Here is a 22,160-nt window from a genome sequence, read left to right as displayed (position 1 = left end):
CCGTGCGGTTTTGCTTTTTATCTGAAGATTTCAGACGGCCTTACATCATGCCGCCCATACCGCCCATGCCGCCCATATCAGGCATAGCAGGTTTTTCTTCAGGGATTTCGGCAATCATGCAGTCTGTGGTCAGCATCAAACCGGCGATAGACGCGGCGTGTTGCAGCGCAGAACGGGTTACTTTGGCAGGGTCGAGTACGCCCATTTCGATCATGTCGCCGTATTCGCCGCTGCCTGCGTTGTAACCGTAGTTGCCTTTGCCTTCCAACACTTTGTTCACGACTACGCTAGGTTCGCCGCCTGCGTTGGCAACGATTTGGCGCAGCGGAGACTCAACGGCGCGCAATACGATTTGTACGCCTGCGTCTTGGTCGGCATTGCCGGTGTGCAGGTTTTCCAGAGCGGCACGGGCGCGCAACAGGGCGACACCGCCGCCTGCAACCACGCCTTCTTCAACGGCTGCGCGAGTAGCGTGCAGCGCGTCTTCCACGCGGTCTTTTTTCTCTTTCATTTCGACTTCGGTAGCGGCACCGACTTTGATCACTGCCACGCCGCCTGCCAATTTGGCCACGCGCTCTTGCAGTTTTTCTTTGTCGTATTCGCTGGTTGCGGTTTCGATTTGTTGGCGGATTTCGGCAACACGCGCTTCGATTTGGGCTGCGTCGCCGAAGCCGTCGATGATGGTGGTGTTTTCTTTACCGATTTCGATGCGTTTGGCTTGACCCAAGTCGTCCAAAGTCGCTTTTTCCAGAGACAGGCCGACTTCTTCGGAAATCACCACGCCGCCGGTCAGGATGGCGATGTCTTGCAACATGGCTTTGCGGCGGTCGCCGAAGCCGGGGGCTTTAACGGCAACGGTTTTCAGGATGCCGCGGATGTTGTTCACGACCAAAGTTGCCAAGGCTTCGCCTTCTACGTCTTCAGCGATAATCAACAGCGGACGGCTGGCTTTGGCCACTTGTTCCAAAACAGGCAACAAGTCGCGGATGTTGCTGATTTTTTTGTCGAACAACAATACAAACGGATTGTCCAAAGCAGCGATTTGTTTTTCAGCGTCGTTGATGAAGTAAGGAGACAGGTAGCCGCGGTCGAACTGCATACCTTCAACCACATCCAGCTCGTTTTCCAAAGATTTGCCGTCTTCAACGGTAATCACGCCTTCTTTACCGACTTTTTCCATCGCTTCGGCGATAATCGCGCCGACTTGTTCGTCAGAGTTGGCGGAAATAGAGCCGACTTGGGCGATTTCTTTAGAAGTATCGCAAGGTTTGGCGATGTTTTTCAGCTCGTCAACCAAAGCGGCAACGGCTTTGTCGATACCGCGTTTCAGGTCGGTCGGGTTCATGCCGGCGGTCACGTATTTCATGCCTTCGGCAACGATGGATTGCGCCAATACGGTTGCAGTAGTGGTACCGTCGCCGGCTACGTCGTTGGTTTTGGACGCAACTTCTTTCACCATTTGCGCGCCCATGTTTTCGAATTTGTCTTTCAATTCGATTTCTTTTGCAACAGACACACCGTCTTTAGTGATGTGCGGGCCGCCGAAAGCGCGGTCGAGTACCACGTTGCGGCCTTTAGGGCCCAAAGTTACACGTACGGCGTTTGCCAGAATGTTCACGCCGTTTACCATTTTTTGGCGGACTTCATTGCCGAACTGTACGTCTTTTGCTGCCATTTCAATTCTCCAAAAATCATTAAAACTGTCTGATAAAACCGTTTATGCCGTCTGAAGGCGGTTTGCCGTTTCAGACGGCATCGTGTCCGTATTTATTTTTCAACGATGCCGAAAATATCTTCTTCGCGCATTACCAACAGCTCTTCGCCGTCGGCTTTGACGGTTTGGCCGCTGTATTTGCCGAAGATGATTTTGTCGCCGACTTTGACATCCAGCGGACGGCGCGCGCCGTCTTTACCGATTTTGCCCGCGCCCACGGCGATCACTTCGCCCATATCGGGTTTTTCGGCGGCCGCACCCGGCAAAACGATGCCCGATGCAGTTTTTTCTTCAGCTTCCAAGCGTTTGACGACGACGCGGTCGTGTAAAGGACGGATGGTCATATTTATGCTCCGATAAAATGGTTTGAAAACAATCATCTGCCCGAACGGTTCGGACAGATTGAAGTGGAAACCGGGCTGCCGTCAGGCGGCTGCCCGTATAAGTCGGCAAAATTAGGGTGTGTGCGGGCAAATTCAAGTGAGGCGGAAAAAAATTTATTTCCGCCGTTTTTTATAGTGGACTAACAAAAACCAGTACAGCATTGCCTCGCCTTAGCTCAAAGAGAACGATTCTCTAAGGTGCTCAAGCACCAAGTGAATCGGTTCCGTACTATTTGTACTGTCTGCGGCTTCGTCGCCTTGTCCTGATTTCCGTTCGTTTTCGGTTATTCCCGATAATTACCGCCGTTTCTCGTCATTTCTTTAACCCTTCGTCATTCCCGCGCAGGCTTCGTCATTCCCGCGCAGGCGGGAATCCAGTCTGTTCGGTTTCGGTTTTTTCCGATAGATTCCTGCCGCGTTAGGAGTTCTAGATTTCCACTTTTGCAGGAAGGACGCGGAAAGGTTGCTTTTCGTCATTCCCGCACAGGCTTCGTCATTCCCGCGCAGGCGGGAATCCAGTCTGTTCGGTTTCGGTTTTTTCCGATAGATTCCTGCCGCGTTAGGGGTTCTAGATTCCCGCTTTCGCGGGAATGACGCGGAAAGGTTACTTTTCGTCATTCCCGCATTTGTTAATCCACTATATTTCCGCCGTTTTTTATAGTGGACTAACAAAAACCAGTACAGCGTTGCCTCGCCTTGCCGTACTATCTGTACTGTCTGCGGCTTCGTCGCCTTATCCTGATTTTTGTTAGTCCACTATACATTTCCGACAAAACCTGTCAACAAAAAACAACACTTCGCAAATAAAAACGATAATCAGCTTTGCAAAAATCCCCCCCCCCTGTTAATATAAATAAAAATAATTATTAATTATTTTTCTTATCCTGCCAAATCTTAACGGTTTGGATTTACTTCCCTTCATACACTCAAGAGGACGATTGAATGAATACCCCATTGTTCCGTCTCAGCCTGCTCTCGCTCACACTTGCGGCAGGTTTCGCCCACGCGGCAGGCAACGCCAATGTCGCATTGGATACCATTACCGTAAAAGGCGACCGCCAAGGCAGCAAAATCCGTACCAACATCGTTACGCTTCAACAAAAAGACGAAAGCACCGCAACCGATATGCGCGAACTCTTAAAAGAAGAGCCCTCCATCGATTTCGGCGGCGGCAACGGCACGTCCCAACACATGACCTTGCGCGGCATGGGTCAGAACTCTGTCGACATCAAGGTGGACAACGCCTATTCCGACAGCCAAATCCTTTACCACCAAGGCAGATTTATTGTCGATCCCGCTTTGGTTAAAGTCGTTTCCGTACAAAAAGGCGCGGGTTCCGCCTCTGCCGGTATCGGCGCGACCAACGGCGCGATCATCGCCAAAACCGTCGATGCCCAAGACCTGCTCAAAGGCTTGGATAAAAACTGGGGCGTGCGCCTCAACAGCGGCTTTGCCAGCAACGAAGGCGTAAGCTACGGCGCAAGCGTATTCGGAAAAGAGGGCAACTTCGACGGCTTGTTCTCTTACAGCCGCAACGATGAAAAAGAATATGAAGCCGGAAAAGGCTTCCGCAATGTCAACGGAGGCAAAACCGTACCTTACAGCGCACTGGACAAACGCAGCTACCTTGCCAAAATCGGAACAACCTTCGGCGACGGCGACCACCGCATCGTGTTGAGCCATATGAAAGACCAACACCGAGGCATCCGTACCGTCCGTGAAGAATTTACCGTCGGCGACGAAGATTCACGGATAAATATTGGCCGCCAAGCCCCTGCTTACCGCGAAACCACCCAATCCAACACCAACTTGGCGTACACCGGCAAAGATTTGGGCTTTGTCGAAAAACTGGATGCCAATGTTTATGTGTTGGAAAAGAAACGCTATTCCGCCGATGACAGCGGCAGCGGTTACGCAGGCAATGTAAAAGGTCCTAACCATACCCGAATCACCACTCGTGGTGCGAACTTCAACTTCGACAGCCGCCTTGCCGAACAAACCCTGTTGAAATACGGTATCAACTACCGCCATCAGGAAATCAAACCGCAAGCGTTTTTGAACTCGAAATTCTCCATCCCGACGACAGAAAAGAAAAACGGTCAAGATGTTGATAAGCCAGTAGCCCAACAAGAGAAAGACCGCAAAGACGAAGCCACTGTTCATACCTACCGCCTGACCAACCCGACCAAAACCGATGCCGGCGTATATGTTGAAGCCATTCACGACATCGGCGATTTCACGCTGACCGGCGGTTTACGTTACGACCGCTTCAAGGTGAAAACCCACGACGGCAAAACCGTTTCAAGCAGCAGCCTTAACCCGAGTTTCGGTGTGATTTGGCAGCCGCACGAATACTGGAGCTTCAGCGCGAGCCACAACTACGCCAGCCGCAGCCCGCGCCTGTATGACGCGCTGCAAACCCACGGCAAACGCGGCATCATCTCGATTGCCGATGGCACGAAAGCCGAACGCGCGCGCAATACCGAAATCGGCTTCAACTACAACGACGGCACGTTTGCCGCAAACGGCAGCTACTTCTGGCAGACCATCAAAGACGCGCTTGCCAACCCGCAAAACCGCCACGACTCTGTCGCCGTCCGCGAAGCCGTTAATGCCGGTTACATCAAAAACCACGGTTACGAATTGGGCGCGTCCTACCGCACCGGCGGCCTGACTGCCAAAGTCGGCGTAAGCCACAGCAAACCGCGCATTTACGACACTCATCCTAAAAACCTGTTAAGCGCGAACCCTGAATTTGCCGTACAGACCGGCCGCACTTGGACAGCTTCCCTTGCCTACCGCTTCCAAAATCCGAATCTGGAACTCGGCTGGCGCGGTCGCTACCTGCAAAAAGCCTCCGGTTCGGTACTGGTGCGCGATACCAGCACAGTCGAACGCAAAGGTTTCGGTGTGAACGATGTCTTCGCCAACTGGAAACCGCTGGGCAAAGATACGCTTAACGTCAACTTTGCCGTCAACAACGTGTTCAACAAGTTCTACTATCCGCACAGCCAACGCGGTGAAACCCTGCCGGGCGTGGGACGTGATGTACGCCTGGGCGTGAACTACAAGTTCTAAGCAATCAGCTTGAAAAAGCCGTCTGAAAACAAAAGTCTTCAGACGGCATCTGTTCTGATAATTTGATATAGATTATCATTTATCCTTTCTAAAGCCGTTCCGGTTTGTCCGACCGGCGGCTTTGCCCCAATATCCCCATTTTGGAGACACCCTATGTTGCGTTTGACCGCATTGACCCTCTGCACCGTCCTCGCCTTGGGCGCGTGTTCGCCGCAAAATTCCGACTCTGCCCCACAAGCCAAAGAACAGGCAGTTTCCGCCGCACAATCCGAAAGCGCGTCCCTGACCGTCAAAACGGCGCGCGGCGATGCGAACGTGCCGCAAAACCCCGAACGCATCGCCGTTTACGATTTGGGTATGCTCGACACCTTGAGCAAACTGGGCGTGAAAACCGGTTTGTCCGTCGACACAAACCGCCTGCCGTATTTAGAGGAATATTACAAAACAACGAAACCTGCCGGAACTTTGTTCGAGCCGGATTACGAAACGCTCAACGCTTACAAACCGCAGCTCATCATCATCGGCAGCCGCGCCGCCAAGGCGTTTGACAAATTGAACGAAATCGCGCCGACCATCGAAATGACCGCCGATACCGCCAACCTCAAAGAAAGTGCCAAAGAGCGTATCGACGCGCTGGCGCAAATCTTCGGCAAACAGGCGGAAGCCGACAAGCTGAAGGCGGAAATCGATGCTTCGTTTGAAGCGGCGAAAACTGCCGCGCAAGGCAAAGGCAAAGGTTTGGTGATTTTGGTCAACGGTGGGAAAATGTCCGCCTTCGGTCCGTCTTCACGACTGGGCGGCTGGCTGCACAAAGACATCGGCGTTCCCGCTGTCGATGAATCAATTAAAGAAGGCAGCCACGGCCAGCCCGTCAGCTTTGAATACCTGAAAGAGAAAAATCCCGACTGGCTGTTCGTCCTTGACCGCAGCGCGGCCATCGGCGAAGAGGGTCAGGCGGCGAAAGACGTGTTGAACAATCCGCTGGTTGCCGAAACAACCGCATGGAAAAAAGGACAGGTCGTTTACCTCGTTCCCGAAACTTATTTGGCGGCCGGCGGCGCGCAAGAGCTGCTGAATGCAAGCAAACAGGTTGCCGACGCTTTTAACGCGGCAAAATAATGAAACAGCGGCATTCGATGCCGTCTGAAACACGGATGCAAACCGCCTACCGTGTTTCAGACGGCATTGCCCGATACGGAGGCTTCAAACAAGGCTTTCCGCTCCGACGGTCGGGCTGCCTTGTTTGAATCTTCTACGCCTTAACGCTTTTCCCTTCTGTTTATGACTGCCAAACCTTTTTCCCTCAACCTGACCAACCTCCTGCTGCTGGCGGTGTTGTTTGCCGTCAGCCTGTCGGTCGGCGTTGCCGATTTCCGCTGGTCGGATGTGTTTTCGCTGTCCGACAGCCAGCAGGTTATGTTCATCAGCCGCCTGCCGCGCACGTTTGCGATTGTGCTGACGGGCGCGTCTATGGCGGTGGCGGGGATGATTATGCAGATTCTGATGCGCAACCGTTTTGTCGAGCCTTCTATGGCGGGCGCGGGTCAGAGTGCGGCTTTGGGTTTGCTTCTGATGTCCCTGCTGCTGCCTGCCGCGCCGCTGCCGGTCAAAATGTCGGTTGCCGCCGTTGCCGCGTTAATCGGGATGTTGGTGTTTATGATGCTTATCCGCCGCCTGCCGCCGACGGCGCAACTGATGGTGCCGCTGGTGGGGATTATTTTCGGCGGCGTGGTTGAGGCGGTGGCGACGTTTGTCGCGTATGAGTTTGAGATGCTGCAAATGTTGGGCGTATGGCAGCAGGGCGATTTTTCGAGCGTGCTGCTGGGGCGGTACGAGCTGCTTTGGATTACGGGCGGTTTGGCGGTGTTTGCCTATCTGATTGCCGACCAGCTGACGATTTTGGGGCTGGGCGAGACGGTCAGCGTGAATTTGGGTTTGAACCGGACGGCGGTGTTGTGGTCGGGTTTGATTATTGTGGCTTTGATTACGTCGCTGGTTATCGTTACGGTCGGCAATATTCCGTTTATCGGGCTGGTCGTGCCGAACATCATCAGCCGCCTGATAGGCGACAGGCTGCGCCAAAGCCTGCCTGCGGTGGCCTTGCTGGGCGCATCTTTGGTGTTGCTGTGCGATATTGTCGGACGCGTGATTGTGTTTCCGTTTGAAATTCCGGTATCGACCGTCTTCGGCGTATTGGGTACGGTGTTGTTTTTATGGCTTTTGTTAAGGAAACCTGCCCATGCCGTCTGAAAAAAATATCGGTTTTATGGTAGGAAGCAGCCGTCCGTTGTGGATCGCTTTCGCACTGTTGCTGGTTTCCTGCGTTCTGTTTATGACGCTCAACGTCAAAGGCGATTGGGACTTTGTCTTGCACCTGCGCCTGACCAAACTTGCCGCGCTGCTGATGGTTGCCTATGCGGTCGGCGTGTCCACGCAACTCTTCCAAACGCTGACCAATAATCCGATTCTGACCCCTTCGATTTTAGGTTTCGATTCGCTGTATGTGTTTTTGCAGACTTTGCTGGTGTTTACGCTCGGCGGCGTAGGCTATGCTTCCCTGCCGTTGACGGGTAAATTCGGCTTTGAACTGGTCGTCATGATGGGCGGCTCGCTGCTGCTGTTCTACACGCTCATCAAACAGGGCGGACGCGATTTGTCGCGCATGATTTTAATCGGCGTGATTTTCGGGATTTTGTTCCGCAGCCTTTCGTCGCTGCTTTCGCGCATGATTGATCCTGAAGAATTTACCGCCGCGCAGGCGAATATGTTTGCCACCTTCAATACTGTCCACTCGGAATTGTTAGGTATCGGCACAATCGTGTTGCTCATCAGCGCCGCCGTGATCTGGCGCGAACGCCACCGCCTCGATGTTTACCTGCTCGGCCGCAATCAGGCTGTCAATTTGGGCATCAACTACACGCGCAATACCTTATGGCTGCTGTTGTGGATCGCCGCGTTGGTTGCAACCGCCACCGCCGTTGTCGGCCCGGTAAGCTTTTTCGGCCTGCTGGTTGCCGCGCTGGCCAACCACTTTTCCCCGTCGGTCAAACATTCCGTCCGCCTGCCCATGACTTTTTGTGTCGGCGGCATCCTGTTGGTCGGCGGGCAAACCATCTTCGAACACTTCCTCGGCATGCAGGCCGTATTGAGCGTGGTCGTTGAATTTGCAGGCGGATTGGTATTTTTATATTTGGTGTTGAAAAAGAAATAAATATAGATAAGCGCTCATTAAGAAACTTCAGGCCGTCTGAAACCTTCAGACGGCCTAAGCAAACCCATAAAGGACAACCCTCATGACACAAGAACGCCTTCCTTCATTCTTCGATGACACCCCGACCATTACCGTCCAAGACGCATTGGCCGACTTCCTCGGCGCGGCCGAAAACGGTATCCTCACTTACCGCTACGCCGATGCCGTTCGCCTGTGCGGCCACTCCTGTCCGACCGTCGCCGGAGCCTACCTGATGGTCGTCAAAGGACTCAAAGCCCTTTACGGCACAGAGCTGCCGCAACGCGGCGACATCGAAGCCTTTATGCAGGGCGGGCGAGACGAAGGCACGACCGGCGTTACCGCTTCCGTCGTCCAACTCCTTACCGGCGCGGCACCCGAAACCGGCTTTGGCGGCGTAGGCCCGGCCGGACGCTTTGCCCGCCGCAACCTCTTGTCCTTTGGTGCAGGCGAAATCAACGGCACACTCGCGCTCCGCCGCCGCGATACCGGCAAAACCGTTGCCGTCAGCCTCAACGCCGCACTCCAACCCTTTGCGCCGCAAATGCGCGACATCATGCCCAAAGCCGTCAGCGGCAGCGCAAGTGCCGAAGAACTCAAACAATTCGGTGAGCTTTGGCAAGAACGCGTCCGCTCCTTCCTGATTGACCAAGCCGACAACCCCGAATTTGTTACCGTCAGCGAAATCTAACCACACAGAAATAAAATTCAGACGGCCTCATCATTTAAAGACCGTCTGAAACCCCAATTTCCATTTTCGGACCCGCCTATGATTACCATCCGCAACGTCAGCCACACCATCGGCAGCAACCCCATCCTCAACGACGTCAGCCTCGACATTCCCGAAGGCGGCATTACCGCGCTGATCGGCCCGAACGGCGCAGGCAAGTCCACCCTCCTCTCCTTTATGGCGCGGCTTCAGCCTCTGGTACACGGCAACATCAGCTACGCAGGCAAAGACATCAAAACCACCCCTACCGCCGAACTCGCCCGCACGCTCTCCATCCTCACCCAAGAAAACAGCATCATGAGCCGCATTACCGTGCGCGACCTGCTCATGTTCGGCCGCTATCCCTACCACCAAGGCAGGCCGTCTGAAACGGATAAAACCATTGTCGAAGAAGCACTCGCCGAGTTCCACCTGCAAGACTTCGCCGACCGCTACCTGACCGAGCTTTCCGGCGGCCAACGCCAACGCGCCATGATTGCCATGGTATTCTGCCAGCGCACCGACTACGTTTTGCTGGACGAACCGCTGAACAACCTCGACATGTATCATGCCCGCTCCCTCATGCAAATCCTGCGCCGGCTGACCGACGAACACAAGCGCACCACCGTCGTCGTATTGCACGACATCAACCAGGCAGCAGCCTACGCCGATTACGTCGTCGCCATGAAAAACGGCCAAGTCGCCATGCAGGGCAAACCCAACGATATTTTCACCGCCGCAAACATCAAAACCCTATTCGATATGGACGTCGACGTCCTCGATTACGAAGGCAAAAAATTGGTTATCCACCATATCTAAATCCGACAAAAAGGCCGTCTGAACATTCAGACGGCCTTTGTCTATTCAAAGCGTTTATTTTTTATCGTACAAACCGCGCACCACGCGACCGATCGTGGCAATGCCTTTTTCCAACGTTTCCGCGTCCTGCGCAATGCTCATGCGGATGCACTCGTGCGCGTGCGGATAATCTTGCCTATCAATACCGACAAAGAAATGCTCGCCCGGAATAATCAGCGTGCCTTCGGCCTTGAGCATTTCGTACAAGGTTTGCGACGAAACAGGCAGGTTTTCAAACCAAAGCCACAAGAAAATCGCACCTTCAGGCTTGTGGATTTTCAACGGATACGCGCCCAATTCGCGCTTGAGCAGGGCAACCGCTGTTTGCGCCTGCTGATGGTAAAACGGCTGAATCACTTCGTCGGCCAGTTGTTTCAGACGGCCATCGCTCAACAGCGGAGCCGCAATCGCCGCACCGAAACGCGTAGGCGACAGGTTCACAATCGCATTCAAACTGCTGACGGCTTTGACCACTTCCGGCGCAGCGACAATAATGCCGGTACGCACGCCGGGCAGGCCGATTTTAGAAAGGCTGAAGCAGAGGATAATGTTTTCGTGCCAGTTGAGCGTTACATCGCTGTAAATAATATTCGGGAACGGCATTCCGTAAGCGTTGTCGATAATCAGCGGAATCCCGTGTTCCTGCGCCAAAGCGTCCAAACGCGCCATCTCGCCGTCGGTCAGCACATTACCGGTCGGGTTGGTCGGGCGCGAACAGCAAATCGCACCGATTTTGCCCTCTTTCAATTCAGGCAGGCTTTCCAGCGCATCAAAGTCCACGCGGTATTTGAAAAATCCCGTTTCGCCTTCGTGTTCGACGTTTTCGATTTTCGGTTTTACCGAAAGAAAATGCTGCCCTTCGACATGCACGTCGGCATAACCGATATATTCAGGCGCAAGCGGCAATAAAATGGCTTTTTCAGCCGTTTGGCCGTCTGAAAGATTGAATTTGCCGCCAAACAGGTTGAACAAATAGAAAAACGCATTTTGCGAACCATTGGTCAGCGCGATATTGTCCGCCGTCAGATTCCAGCCGTATTCGCGGTTAAGAAACTCAGTCAAAGCCGCAATCAGCGCCGCATCGCCCTGCGGATTGGAATAATTGCCGATATTCTCAACAGCGTGTTCCGCCGCCAGCTTGGAAAACACATCGGCGAACACCGCATTGACCTCGGCAATCTTCGCCGGATTGCCGCCGCCAAGCATATTGACGGGCTTGTCACTTTTGAGCGCGTCGCCCAAATCGTCCATCAACTGCAAAATACCGCTGTGTTGTGTGAATTTTTCGCCGAATGCTGAAAACTGCATGGAAACTCCGTTGCTGGGTGTGTGGAAACAATAAACCGCTATTATAAGAACAAAGGCCGTCTGAAAACCAGTTATCCCGATTTTTCAGACGGCCTTTACTATCTATCCAATATTCTCCTTAACGGCCAAAATTATCTCGACGTTCGCGCCAGTCTTGGCGGATGGAGCCGCTTTTGCCGACCGGTGTGTCTTGTTCGACTTCCCAAATAAAATTCGTTCCGCCGCCAATCGGGTGCGAACCGCGCAAGCCGATATAGCTGCCTTGGTCGGAAACGGCGGTTCGGCTATATGTTTGGCCGCCGAAACGGGTTTGCGAGGTTTCGATGCCGCTTTTGATGCTGCCGTAAAGCTGTACGTCGGCGTGTGCGGCGAGTGCGGCGGTGGAAAGTGCGGCAGTGAGGAGAAGTTTTAAGTTCATGGTTTATCCTTTTTTGGAGAGGAATTGTGTGACGATTGTATCGGCCTTGTGCGTAAACAAGTTACAATTCTTGCAAAATCTGACAGGAGTTTTGATGATGCGCTCTTTACGCGCCGCCGCTGTGCAAATGGTGTCGTCCACCGACCCAGAAACCAATATTATCACCATGAAGCGCCTTGTCCGCAAGGCGGCCGAACAAGGGGCGGATTGGGTATTGCTGCCCGAATATTGGCCGCTGATGGGCAAAAACGATACGGACAAGCTGGCATTTGCCGAGCCTTTGGACGATGGACGAGTTGATAAAACCTGCCACACCCGTTTTCAGACGGCCTTAAGCGAAACGGCAAGGGAATGCGGCGTGGTGTTGTTTGGCGGCACGGTTCCGCTGCAAAGCCCAAACGCTGGCAAGGTGATGAACACGATGCTGGTGTATGACCGCGACGGCAACCGAGTCGGGCTTTACCACAAAATGCACCTTTTCGGCTTTTCCGGTTTGGGCGAACGCTACGCCGAAGCCGATACGATACTGGCGGGCAACGATGTGCCGAAGTTAAGCGTGGACGATGTTCCGCTGGCGGCCGGCGTCTGCTACGCTTTGCGCTTTCCTGAGTTTTTCCGCGCCCAGCAGCCGTTTGATGTTTTGCTGTTGCCGGCCGCGTTTACCTACACGACCGGCAAGGCGCATTGGGAATTGCTGCTGCGCACCCGTGCGGTGGAAAACCAATGCTACGTCATCGCGTCGGCACAAGGCGGACTGCATGAAAGCGGCCGCCGCACATTCGGCCACAGTATGATTATCGACCCTTGGGGCGATGTGTTGGCGACGTTGCCGGAAGGCGAAGGCGTGATTTGTGCCGATTTGGATACTGCGCGCCTGCAAAGCGTGCGCACGCGCCTGCCTGCCCTGAAACACCGATTACTTTAAACACGCACTATGTCCCACTCACAACCCACACGCATTCTCGGCATCGACCCCGGCAGCCGCGTGACCGGCTTCGGCGTGATCGATGTCCACGGCCGCGAGCATCATTATGTTGCTTCCGGCTGTATCAAAACGCCGACCGGCGCGTCGCTTTCCGAACGCATCGCCGTGATCGTCCGCCATATCGACGAAATCATCCGCCACTATCAGCCGCATCAGGCCGCCATCGAACAAGTGTTCGTCAACGTCAACCCGGCCGCGACCTTGATGCTCGGTCAGGCGCGCGGTGCAGCGATTGCCGCTTTGGTCATGCACGATTTGCCCGTGTTTGAATACACCGCGCTTCAGGTCAAGCAGGCTGTGGTCGGCAAGGGCAAGGCCGCCAAAGAGCAGGTGCAGCATATGGTTGTCCAAATGCTCGCACTTTCAGGCACGCCGCAAGCCGATGCCGCCGACGGGCTCGCCGTCGCCCTTACCCACGCCCTGCGCAATCACGGATTGGCTTCGCAACTCAACCCTGACGGCCTGCAAGTCAAACGCGGCCGTTTCCAATGGTAAGCCGACATTCAGGCCGTCTGAAATAGTGTTCCAGCCCGTTTTCAGACGGCCTTTCGGTTATAATAGCCCTTTGCCCACATACAGCGAGCCTTCATGAAAGCCGCCTTCCTTTTTCTCTACCTCATCCGCCTGCTGCCTTTTTGCGTGTTGCACAAGATTGCCGACGCGATTGGCATTCTCGCTTATTACGCGGTCAAACCGCGCCGCAAAGTCGGCGAGGTCAACCTCAAAAAATGCTTTCCCGAGCTAAACGACAGCCAGCGCACCGCCCTGCTCAAACGCCATTTCCAACACATGGCAAAGCTGATGCTCGAATACGGCCTCTACTGGTACGCACCTGCGGACAAGCTGCGCTCGTTGGTACGCTATCAAGACAAACACCATCTTGACGAAGCCCTCGCCGCCGGCGAAAAAGTCATCATCCTCTATCCGCACTTTACCGCATTTGAAATGGCGGTTTACACGCTCAATCAGGATGTGCCGCTGACCAGCATGTATTCGCACCAAAAAAACAAAGCCCTGGACGAGCAAATCCTGAAAGGCCGCCACCGCTACAACAATGTTTTCCTGATCGGCCGCACAGAAGGCCTGCGTGCCATCATCAAACACCTGCGCAAAAGCGATGCGCCCTTTCTTTATCTGCCCGACCAAGACTTCGGCCGCAACGATTCCATTTTCGTCAATTTCTTCGGCATTCAAACGGCCACGATTACCGGCCTCAGCCGTATCGCCGGCATGACCAAAGCCAAAATCATTCCCGCCATCCCCACGCGCGAAGCCGACAATACCGTAACCCTGCGCTTCTATCCGGCTTGGGACAATTTCCCGACCGAAAATGTCGAAGCCGACACCCAGCGCATGAACGACTTCATCGAAGAGCGGGTACGCGAGCATCCCGAACAATATTTCTGGTTGCACAAACGCTTCAAAACCCGTCCCGAAGGCGAAAACAGCTTTTATTGACTACACCGAATTACAATTTAAATATGCAAAAAGCGGCGAAATCCTTCTTTCGCCGCTTTTTCATTTTAATTGAATCAAACCGAAACTTATGTTTGAGTTCAAACAATCAAACAATATTCCACTTTAAACGCTTCAAAAACAACTTTTTTCAGTATGATTGAAACTTTCAAACAACCCTATATTTTTTTCTCAAATTAAAACATCCTATTCAACACACTTTTCATTTATATATTAAATTTAATTTCTTTTAAAAACAATATATTGCAAAATAGTTCATCTGAAAAAATACATTTTAATCATTCAAAATATGAAATAAAATTAAATTAAAATTTAAAAAAATAAAATAAATACCCAATTTTTAAACAATTATGAAATATAATTGCAAAAATATGACAATACCTGAAATTTATACTGAAACAAGCCTTCAGAAAAAAATACTTGGCAAACTGTAAAAATTCGCGTAAATTTCACTACATCAAATTACAAAATGTTCAGACGGTCTCGCCGGTTTTAGATCTTTTGTAAGCAATTTTCTGATATCGCAAGAAATTGCGGTATTTTAGAGGATTTCGGTGCAATGCCCGAAATGAAAGTTTACAGATGCAGAGTTGAGCTGCATCTGTAAAGCCGCAGGTGAAAGCCTGTATTGTTTGTGAAGCGTAAATCTCTGATTTGAGGTATTGGGGCAATCCTGTGGGGGATTGCCTCTTTTTTTATCTGCGCCGTCATGCCACAATGACATCATTCCTTATCCAACCCGATCACGCCATGACTCCGATACTCGCCTTCGACATCGAAACCATCCCCGACGTAAACGGCATCCGCCAGCTTTACGATTTGCCTGCCGATTTGCCCGACAACGAAGTCGTCCTGTTTGCCCAACAGCAACGCCGAGCCAAAACCGGCAGCGACTTTATGCAACACCATCTGCACCAAGTCGTCGCCATCTCCTGCTGTATGCGCTGGGGGCAAGACAAAATCCGCGTCAGCACCATCGGCGATCCCGAAGACAGCGAAGAAGTCATGATTGCCAAGTTCTTCGAGGTCATCGAAAACTATACGCCGCAACTCGTCAGCTGGAACGGCGGCGGTTTCGACCTGCCCGTCCTCCACTACCGCGCCCTGATACACGGCATCAGCGCCGCCCGCTATTGGGACATGGGCGACGGCGATTTTGGCGACAGCCGCGACTTTAAGTGGAACAACTACATCAGCCGTTACCACACCCGCCATTGCGACCTAATGGATTTGCTCGCCCTCTACCAACCGCGTGCCAGCGTGCCTTTGGACGATATGGCCAAACTCTGCGGCTTCCCCGGCAAACTGGGCATGGACGGCAGCAAGGTTTGGGACGCTTATCATGCAGGCCGTCTGAAAGACATCCGCGACTATTGCGAAACTGATGCCGCCAATACCTACCTGATGTATATGCGTTTTCGCATGATGAGCGGCGCGCTCGATGCCGACGAATACGAAGTCGAAATCAAACGCATCAAACATTATCTGGCCGCACAAGCCGAAGAAAAACAACACTGGGCGGAGTTCGTCGCTGCTTGGCGTTAAATCAGGTCGTCTGAACAGATAAACCAGAAAACCAAAAGGGCGTGATCGACACGCCCTTTTTTAATTCCGACAAACCATGCCTACTAAGCAGGCAAACGCCCCAGCGTTATCCTGTCCAATCCGGCCAAATCCTGTTCGGTTGCCACTTCGGCAAAACCGTTCTCCAGCATAATATTCCGTACCGCTTCGCCTTGGTCATAGCCGTGTTCAAACAGCAGCCAGCCGTTGGCTTTCAGGTATTTGGGGGCTTCTTGGGTAATGTGGCGGATATGGCTGAGGCCGTCTGAAAAGTCGGTCAACGCGTTTTGCGGTTCAAACCTCAAATCGCCTTGCGACAAATGTTCATCGCCATCCTCGATATACGGCGGATTGGAAACAATCACATCGTATCTGCCTTCAGACGGCCTGTCGGTATCAAACCACGAACCCTGCGCAAACTCGACTTTTGCGCCCAATTCGGCCGCATTTTGACGGGCGGTATCCAAAGCACCGACGCTGATATCGGATGCGCGAACATCGGCATCAACGCGTTCAAGCGCGACGGTCACGGCAATGGCGCCGCTGCCCGTTCCCAAATCCCATACGCGCCCGTTTTCCGGCAGGCGCGCCAATACGGCTTCGACCAAGTGTTCGGTTTCAGGACGCGGAATCAGCACGCTCGGGTTGACGGCGAAACATCGTCCGTAAAACTCGCGCACACCCAAAATATAGGCGACCGGCTCGCCGTTCAGACGGCGTTGCGCCAGCCTGTCTACCCGCTGCCGGACTTCGTCCGGAATTTCTTCCCCGCCCCGTGTCAACAACTGCACGCGCGTATATCCCGAAGCATATTGCAGCAGCATTCTTGCTTCGTTTTTAGGCAGTTTTGACCAGCCCGACCATTCGTCAAACGTCATTTTTTATCCTGTCTGCCGCCGATGCGGCTCGAACATTTTTTCCAGCTTTGCGGCACGCTTGTTCAAAAAATATAGTGGATTAACAAAAATCAGGACAAGGCGACGAAGCCGCAGACAGTACAGATAGTACGGCAAGGCGAGGCAACGCCGTACTGGTTTAAAGTTAATCCACTATATCATTTTCGCTTTGAAATTATATAATAAAGAAAAACACCTTATCGCCGTTTCGATACCGTAGGAATTTATCCGGACAACAGAAACGCTCCGCCATTATTCCGCGAAAGCGGTCATCCGGAAACATAAGGCTGAAGCGATTTTCGGGAATGACGATTTGAAAGTTGCCCGAAATTCAAAAACAAGCGAAACCGAACGGGGCGGATTCCCTTCCAAGCGGCAACAACGGAATAAATAAAAAAACAATGATATAGTTGATTTTATAGTGGATTAAATTTAAACCAGTACGGCGTTGCCTCGCCTTGCCGTACTATTTGTACTGTCTGCGGCTTCGTCGCCTTGTCCTGATTTAAATTTAATCTACTATACTTTGAATTTGCGATATTTTCGGCGGCTGAAAAAAAATCCGCACCCGCCTTCAAATGCGGATACGGATTTTCTTGTCAAACAAACTTATTCGGCCAGCAATTCTTCCGGTTTGACTTTTTCGCCATATACGGGCAAGAGGGTTTTTTCATAGGCGGCTTTCAGACGGCCGTCTTTTTTCATGGCGGCGATTTCGCCGTTGACCCAGTTCAGGAGGTCGGTGTTGCCTTTTTGAACAGCCGGGGCGATGAATTCGGCAGGGCCGAGGTTGCCGATGGCGACTTCAAAATTCGGGTTTTCTTTTGCCCATGCCCACAGCAGGGCGTTGTCGTGGGCGAGTGCTACGCCGCGGCCGTCTTTCAGTGCGTCGAAGGTTTCGGTATTTTGGTCGAATTTCAGCAGTTTGACTTCAGGATGGCTTTTGGTGAAGAAGGCGTCGGCGGTAGTGCCTTTGTTGACCAGAAGGGTTTGGTCTTTCAATTGCGCAACGTCGGTAATCGGTTTGTCTTTGGGGGAAACTACGCCCAAGGCCACTTTCATGTAAGGATCGGCGAAATCGACGGCTTCGGCGCGTTCGGGTGTTTTGGTGAAGTTAGCGAGGATGAGGTCGACTTTGCCGGAACGGACGTATTCGACGCGGTTTGCGGCCTCGGTCAGGACGAATTCGACTTTGTCGGGGCTGCCGAGCAGGTCTTTGGCCAGGTCTTTGGCGATTTCAACGTCAAAGCCTTGGTTTTTACCGTTGGCGTCAACATAGCCGAACGGAGGCTTGTCGCCGAATACGCCGATGCGGATCACGCCTTTTTCCTTGATGGCGGCAACGGTTGCCGCACCGCTGCTTTGTGAAGATTGGGCATCGCCGGAGCCGCTGCTGCCGCCTCCGCAGGCGGTCAGACCGACGGCGATGGCGGCAAAAGCCAACAGGGCTTTAAATTTGGCGTTCAGTTTCATTGGGAATCTCCTTTTTGAATGTTTGCTTGGGATAGAATGCCGTCTGAAAGGGTTTCGGACGGTTTGCGGTCAATCAGTAGTCCATACCTGCCAGAAATTGGCGGGCGCGTTCGCTTTTTGGTGCGGAGAAGAAGGTTTCGGGGTCGGACGATTCGACGATGCCGCCTTTGTCCATAAAGACGATGCGGTCGGCAACTTTGCGGGCGAACCCCATTTCGTGGGTAACAATCAGCATACTCATCCCTTCGCGGGCGAGTTCCAAAACCACTTCCAAGACTTCGCGCACCATTTCGGGGTCGAGTGCGGCGGTGATTTCGTCCAACAAAATCACTTCCGGATTCAGGCACAGGGCGCGGACAATGGCGATGCGCTGTTTTTGTCCGCCGGAAAGTTCGCGCGGATAGGCGTTTTTGCGGTCGGACAAACCGACGCGTTCCAACAGTTTGCCGGCTTGTGCTTCCGCTTCGGCGCGGTTGCGGTTTTGTACTTTTACCGGGCCTAAGAGGATGTTTTCGATGACGGTCATATGTGCAAACAATTCATAGCTTTGAAAGACCATACCGACTTTTTGCCGGGCGGTTTGCCAGGAAACGTCTTTGCCGAATTCGCCGATGCCGTCCATCACGATGCTGCCGCCTTGGTGCGACTCCAAACCGTTGACGCAGCGCAGGAGGGTGGATTTGCCGCAGCCGGACGGACCCAATAACACAATCACTTCGCCTTTTTCCAAGTCCAAATCTAAGGATTGGATGGCGGTTACGTCGCCGTATTGTTTGTGCAGCTTGCGGATGCTCAATAAAGCCATATCAGTGTTCCCATTTTTGTTCCAGCTTTGCCGCCAACAGCGACAGCGGCCAGCAACAGAAGAAATACAGCATAAAAATCAGACCGTAAACCCAAAATGAAGCATTAGGCTGCGTCAGCAGAGAGTTTTCAATAATTTGCTGCCCCACTTTGACCACTTCAATCACGCCGATAAGCGAGGCGAGCGAACTGGTTTTAATCATTCGCGTAAACAAATTAACCGCCCCCGGCAAAGCGCGGCGGACACTTTGCGGCAATTCGATGTAGCAGAACACTTGACGGCGGCTCAAACCCAGTGCCAAACCCGATTCGACTTGATGTTTTTCAATCGATTCCAATGCGCCGCGCACCAAATCGCCCATTTCGGCGACACCCCAAAGCGTAAAAACCCAAACGCAAACCCAAAATCCGCCGATGTGTATGCCCGTCCACACGGACAAACCGAAATACAGGCCGAACAGCCACACCAAAATCGGCACGATGCGGATGGTTTCGAGATAAAACCGTCCGATAAGGCGGACAAGCCGGTTGCGCGAACGCAAAACCAGGCCGAACAACGTGCCCAATACGCAGGAGGCCGCAACAGAGATTAAAGAAATTTGTGCCGTTAAAAGCAGACCTTCACCCAAACGTGCCGCATTTTTTCCTTCAAAAAGCCAGTCAAACACCATATTTCGCCCTCCGTATGCGGTTTTCCAACCGCCGCACCAACAAAGAAACAGGCAGCAGGATAATCAGATAAGCGGCAAACAGCAGGAACAATGCCTCATTGGTTTTGTAGTCCATACCAATCACATCTTTGGTAACAAACAACAATTCCGCAATGCCGACCGCGCTAATAACGGATGTTTCTTTCATTAAAAACAATATATTGGCGGCAACAGCCGGAAAAGCGACCGCCCAAGCCTGCGGCAATTCGACATAGCGGAACACTTGAAACCGGCTCAAACCGACGGCCTTGCCCGCCTCGACCTGCCCTTTTGGCACTGCCAAAATGCCGGCGCGGACGGCTTCCGCCATATAGCTTGCGCCCAAGAAAACCAGCGCGATCACGCCGCAGGTAAAACCGTCCCATTTGATGCCCATTTTCGGCAGGCCGTAATACAGGAAAAACAACTGGATCAACAGGGGCGTATTGCGCGACAGTTCGATATAGGCGCGTGCCAATGCGTAGAAAGGGCGGATGCGGTATGCCGTTACCACGGCGACGGGCAGGCCGAACAGCAACGACAAAACAACGCCGTAAACGGACAATTCCAGCGTCAGCTTTGCCGCATCGGCGAATTTGGGTATGGCATCGATCAGATAAGGCCAGTTCATCAGAATCAGACAATCAGCTTAACGAAAGGCGGTATTCTAATGAACTTGTAAGATAATGTTAAAGAATTCTTGGGAATATCAAACATCATAAAAAAGAATAAGGCGATGCCGTCTGAAAAAACTTTCAGACGGCATCGTGTCGGATTCAGCGTCAGATTGCGCTGCCGCCGACGGTCAGCCCGGCATCGATACGCAAAGTCGGCTGCCCCACGCCGACGGGGACGCTCTGCCCTTCTTTGCCGCACACGCCGACACCGCTGTCCAACGCGGTATCGTTGCCTATCATGGAAACATGTTTCAGCACTTCGGGGCCGTTGCCGATGATGGTCGCGCCTTTGACGGGATATTGCAGTTTGCCGCCTTCGACCCACCACGCTTCGGATGCACTGAACACGAACTTGCCGCTGGTGATGTCCACTTGTCCGCCGCCGAAGTTGACGGCGTAAATGCCCTTGTCGATGGACGCAATGATTTCTTCCGGCTCATAGCCGCCGTTTTCCATAAAGGTATTGGTCATGCGTGGCATAGGGGCGGAAGCGTAACTTTCGCGACGGCCGTTGCCGGTCGATTGCGTACCCATCAGGCGGGCGTTGGTTTCGTCCTGCATATAGCCGACCAAAATACCGTCTTCGATCAATACAGTGCGGCGGGTTTCGTTGCCTTCGTCATCGATATTGAGCGAACCGCGTCTGTCGGCAATATCGCCTTGATCCACAACGGTAACGCCTTTGGCGGCTACGCGCTCGCCGATTCGGCCGGAGAAAACGCTGGTTTCTTTGCGGTTGAAATCGCCTTCCAAACCATGTCCGACCGCTTCGTGCAACAACACGCCCGGCCAGCCGTTGCCCAAAACAACAGTCATCTCGCCGGCAGGCGCAGGGCGGGATTCAAGATTAATCAATGCTTGTTTGACGGCGGAATCGACAAACTGCCGCACCAAAGTTTCATCAAAATAAGCCAAGTCGCAGCGTCCGCCGCCGCCCGCGCTGCCCTGTTCGCGCCTGTCGCCCTGTTTGGCGATGACGGTAACGTTCAGGCGCACCATCGGGCGGATGTCGGCGGCGTGTTTGCCGTCCAGACGGGCGAGGTAAACCATATCGTATTCGCAGGTCAAACCCGCCATCACTTGCACGATGCGCGGATCGGCGGCTTTGGCGAGCGTTTCCACTTTGTTCAACAGCGCGACTTTGGCGGCGGAATCGAGGCCGGCAATCGGGTCGACCGCTATGTGGACAGGCTTGCCGTAAGCAGGTGTCGGCACTTTGACGCTGGCCTCACCGCCGGCCGCACCAATCGCGCGGACGGCGCGGGCGGAGCGGTTGATCGAATCGATACACAGGCTGTCGGCGTAGGCAAAGGCGGTTTTGTCGCCCGAAACGGCACGCACGCCCACGCCCTGATCGATTTGGAAGCTGCCCGATTTGACGATGCCTTCTTCCAGATGCCAACTTTCATAGGCGGTGCGCTGGCAGTAGATGTCGGCATAATCGACGTGGTGCGCGCCGATGATGCTCAGGCTTTGGGCGAGCAGTTCGGGGGAAAGGCGGTTGGCTTCGAGCAAATCTCGCTGTACGGCGGCGTAGGTTTGTTGCATAATTTTTTCAGACGGCCCGACAAGCAGGCAAAGTTAATTTGGCCTTGATTATACGGTATTTTATATAGCTTTGGATATGTTGATTGCTTGGGTTTATGAGTGATTGAAACAAATCAAAAGGCCGTCTGAAATATAGGGTTGAAATGTTTGCCTTGCCCTATTTCAACCGGCCTGTTTGTTTGACGTTCAGACGGCCTTTTTAATCATGGTAAAGCCGATGACAAAATTTAATTTCAATATAAAACAATTTATTACGAAAAAAACCATTATTTTTTCAATTTTGCTATTGATAATAGTTATTATTAGCGTATAATCAAAACCACTCGGAAGACGTCCTAATCCGAGCCATTAA

21 protein-coding genes are annotated in these 22,160 nt (G+C 52.9%); 11 read left to right on the top strand and 10 right to left on the bottom strand.

What is annotated here, in order from left to right:
- Positions 1 to 40 precede the first annotated feature (40 nt).
- A complete protein-coding gene (groL, locus tag FAH67_RS10850; protein ID WP_003680304.1) occupies positions 41 to 1,675 on the bottom strand; it encodes a chaperonin GroEL in 1,635 nt (544 codons plus the stop codon).
- A 92-nt stretch (positions 1,676 to 1,767) separates the two neighbouring features.
- Positions 1,768 to 2,058 (bottom strand): co-chaperone GroES, encoded by a 291-nt coding sequence (locus tag FAH67_RS10845; protein WP_002214868.1) that lies wholly within the window; start codon positions 2,056 to 2,058, stop codon positions 1,768 to 1,770.
- Positions 2,059 to 3,039: 981 nt separating this feature from the next.
- On the opposite strand from FAH67_RS10845, the gene fetA reads away from it, so the two are divergent.
- The 7 genes from fetA to FAH67_RS10805 all read left to right on the top strand — a co-directional run bounded on the left by fetA (position 3,040) and on the right by FAH67_RS10805 (position 9,932).
- A complete protein-coding gene (gene fetA / locus FAH67_RS10830) occupies positions 3,040 to 5,175 on the top strand; it encodes a TonB-dependent siderophore receptor FetA/FrpB (RefSeq protein WP_003680310.1) in 2,136 nt (711 codons plus the stop codon).
- Between the two features lie 153 nt (positions 5,176 to 5,328).
- Positions 5,329 to 6,294, top strand: coding sequence for a siderophore ABC transporter substrate-binding protein (locus FAH67_RS10825; RefSeq protein WP_003680311.1), 966 nt, complete (start codon positions 5,329 to 5,331; stop codon positions 6,292 to 6,294).
- Positions 6,294 to 6,422 (top strand): hypothetical protein, encoded by a 129-nt coding sequence (locus FAH67_RS12285; protein ID WP_003680312.1) that lies wholly within the window; start codon positions 6,294 to 6,296, stop codon positions 6,420 to 6,422. Before FAH67_RS10825 ends, FAH67_RS12285 begins: the two co-directional genes overlap by 1 nt.
- Before the next feature lie 34 nt (positions 6,423 to 6,456).
- Positions 6,457 to 7,425 (top strand): ABC transporter permease, encoded by a 969-nt coding sequence (locus FAH67_RS10820; RefSeq protein WP_003680313.1) that lies wholly within the window; start codon positions 6,457 to 6,459, stop codon positions 7,423 to 7,425.
- Positions 7,415 to 8,386 (top strand): iron chelate uptake ABC transporter family permease subunit, encoded by a 972-nt coding sequence (locus FAH67_RS10815; RefSeq protein WP_003680314.1) that lies wholly within the window; start codon positions 7,415 to 7,417, stop codon positions 8,384 to 8,386. Before FAH67_RS10820 ends, FAH67_RS10815 begins: the two co-directional genes overlap by 11 nt.
- A gap of 82 nt (positions 8,387 to 8,468) precedes the next feature.
- On the top strand, positions 8,469 to 9,095 hold the full coding sequence (locus FAH67_RS10810) for an FmdE family protein (protein WP_003680315.1): 627 nt from the start codon (positions 8,469 to 8,471) through the stop codon (positions 9,093 to 9,095).
- Between the two features lie 78 nt (positions 9,096 to 9,173).
- The gene (locus tag FAH67_RS10805) at positions 9,174 to 9,932 is read left to right on the top strand and encodes an iron ABC transporter ATP-binding protein (RefSeq protein ID WP_039863827.1); all 759 of its coding nucleotides are present in this window, start codon (positions 9,174 to 9,176) and stop codon (positions 9,930 to 9,932) included.
- Between the two features lie 54 nt (positions 9,933 to 9,986).
- Here FAH67_RS10805 and FAH67_RS10800 read toward each other — a convergent pair whose 3' ends face one another.
- Both FAH67_RS10800 and FAH67_RS10795 read right to left on the bottom strand, forming a co-directional pair.
- Positions 9,987 to 11,279, bottom strand: coding sequence for a valine--pyruvate transaminase (locus FAH67_RS10800; RefSeq protein ID WP_003680318.1), 1,293 nt, complete (start codon positions 11,277 to 11,279; stop codon positions 9,987 to 9,989).
- 118 nt (positions 11,280 to 11,397) lie between these two features.
- On the bottom strand, positions 11,398 to 11,697 hold the full coding sequence (locus tag FAH67_RS10795) for a porin (RefSeq protein WP_003680321.1): 300 nt from the start codon (positions 11,695 to 11,697) through the stop codon (positions 11,398 to 11,400).
- Positions 11,698 to 11,791: 94 nt separating this feature from the next.
- Here FAH67_RS10795 and FAH67_RS10790 point away from each other — a divergent pair, with 94 nt between their 5' ends.
- The 4 genes from FAH67_RS10790 to FAH67_RS10775 all read left to right on the top strand — a co-directional run bounded on the left by FAH67_RS10790 (position 11,792) and on the right by FAH67_RS10775 (position 15,703).
- A complete protein-coding gene (locus FAH67_RS10790) occupies positions 11,792 to 12,622 on the top strand; it encodes a carbon-nitrogen hydrolase family protein (RefSeq protein ID WP_137038660.1) in 831 nt (276 codons plus the stop codon).
- A gap of 9 nt (positions 12,623 to 12,631) precedes the next feature.
- Positions 12,632 to 13,177 (top strand): crossover junction endodeoxyribonuclease RuvC, encoded by a 546-nt coding sequence (gene ruvC, locus FAH67_RS10785; protein ID WP_036492619.1) that lies wholly within the window; start codon positions 12,632 to 12,634, stop codon positions 13,175 to 13,177.
- A gap of 93 nt (positions 13,178 to 13,270) precedes the next feature.
- Positions 13,271 to 14,140, top strand: coding sequence for a lipid A biosynthesis lauroyl acyltransferase (locus FAH67_RS10780; RefSeq protein ID WP_003680327.1), 870 nt, complete (start codon positions 13,271 to 13,273; stop codon positions 14,138 to 14,140).
- Between the two features lie 768 nt (positions 14,141 to 14,908).
- The gene (locus tag FAH67_RS10775) at positions 14,909 to 15,703 is read left to right on the top strand and encodes a 3'-5' exonuclease (protein WP_039863832.1); all 795 of its coding nucleotides are present in this window, start codon (positions 14,909 to 14,911) and stop codon (positions 15,701 to 15,703) included.
- 83 nt (positions 15,704 to 15,786) lie between these two features.
- On the opposite strand, the gene prmC is transcribed toward FAH67_RS10775, so the two are convergent.
- The 6 genes from prmC to tldD form a co-directional block, all read right to left on the bottom strand.
- On the bottom strand, positions 15,787 to 16,599 hold the full coding sequence (prmC, locus tag FAH67_RS10770) for a peptide chain release factor N(5)-glutamine methyltransferase (protein WP_003680331.1): 813 nt from the start codon (positions 16,597 to 16,599) through the stop codon (positions 15,787 to 15,789).
- Positions 16,600 to 17,226: 627 nt separating this feature from the next.
- The gene (locus tag FAH67_RS10765; RefSeq protein WP_003680337.1) at positions 17,227 to 18,090 is read right to left on the bottom strand and encodes an amino acid ABC transporter substrate-binding protein; all 864 of its coding nucleotides are present in this window, start codon (positions 18,088 to 18,090) and stop codon (positions 17,227 to 17,229) included.
- 73 nt (positions 18,091 to 18,163) lie between these two features.
- The gene (locus FAH67_RS10760) at positions 18,164 to 18,895 is read right to left on the bottom strand and encodes an amino acid ABC transporter ATP-binding protein (protein WP_003680338.1); all 732 of its coding nucleotides are present in this window, start codon (positions 18,893 to 18,895) and stop codon (positions 18,164 to 18,166) included.
- 1 nt (position 18,896) lies between these two features.
- Positions 18,897 to 19,565, bottom strand: a complete 669-nt coding sequence (locus FAH67_RS10755; protein ID WP_003680340.1) for an amino acid ABC transporter permease — start codon at positions 19,563 to 19,565, stop codon at positions 18,897 to 18,899.
- Complete coding sequence (locus tag FAH67_RS10750; protein ID WP_003680341.1) at positions 19,555 to 20,214, bottom strand: amino acid ABC transporter permease; 660 nt, start codon at positions 20,212 to 20,214, stop codon at positions 19,555 to 19,557. The genes FAH67_RS10755 and FAH67_RS10750 overlap by 11 nt, the downstream gene beginning before the upstream one ends.
- A gap of 151 nt (positions 20,215 to 20,365) precedes the next feature.
- The gene (gene tldD, locus FAH67_RS10745; protein ID WP_003680343.1) at positions 20,366 to 21,808 is read right to left on the bottom strand and encodes a metalloprotease TldD; all 1,443 of its coding nucleotides are present in this window, start codon (positions 21,806 to 21,808) and stop codon (positions 20,366 to 20,368) included.
- Positions 21,809 to 22,160 lie beyond the last annotated feature (352 nt).

It is taken from the genome of Neisseria flavescens (assembly GCF_005221285.1).
Taxonomy (GTDB): Bacteria; Pseudomonadota; Gammaproteobacteria; order Burkholderiales; family Neisseriaceae; genus Neisseria; species Neisseria flavescens.
This window is presented reverse-complemented; position numbering and strand designations above follow the sequence as displayed.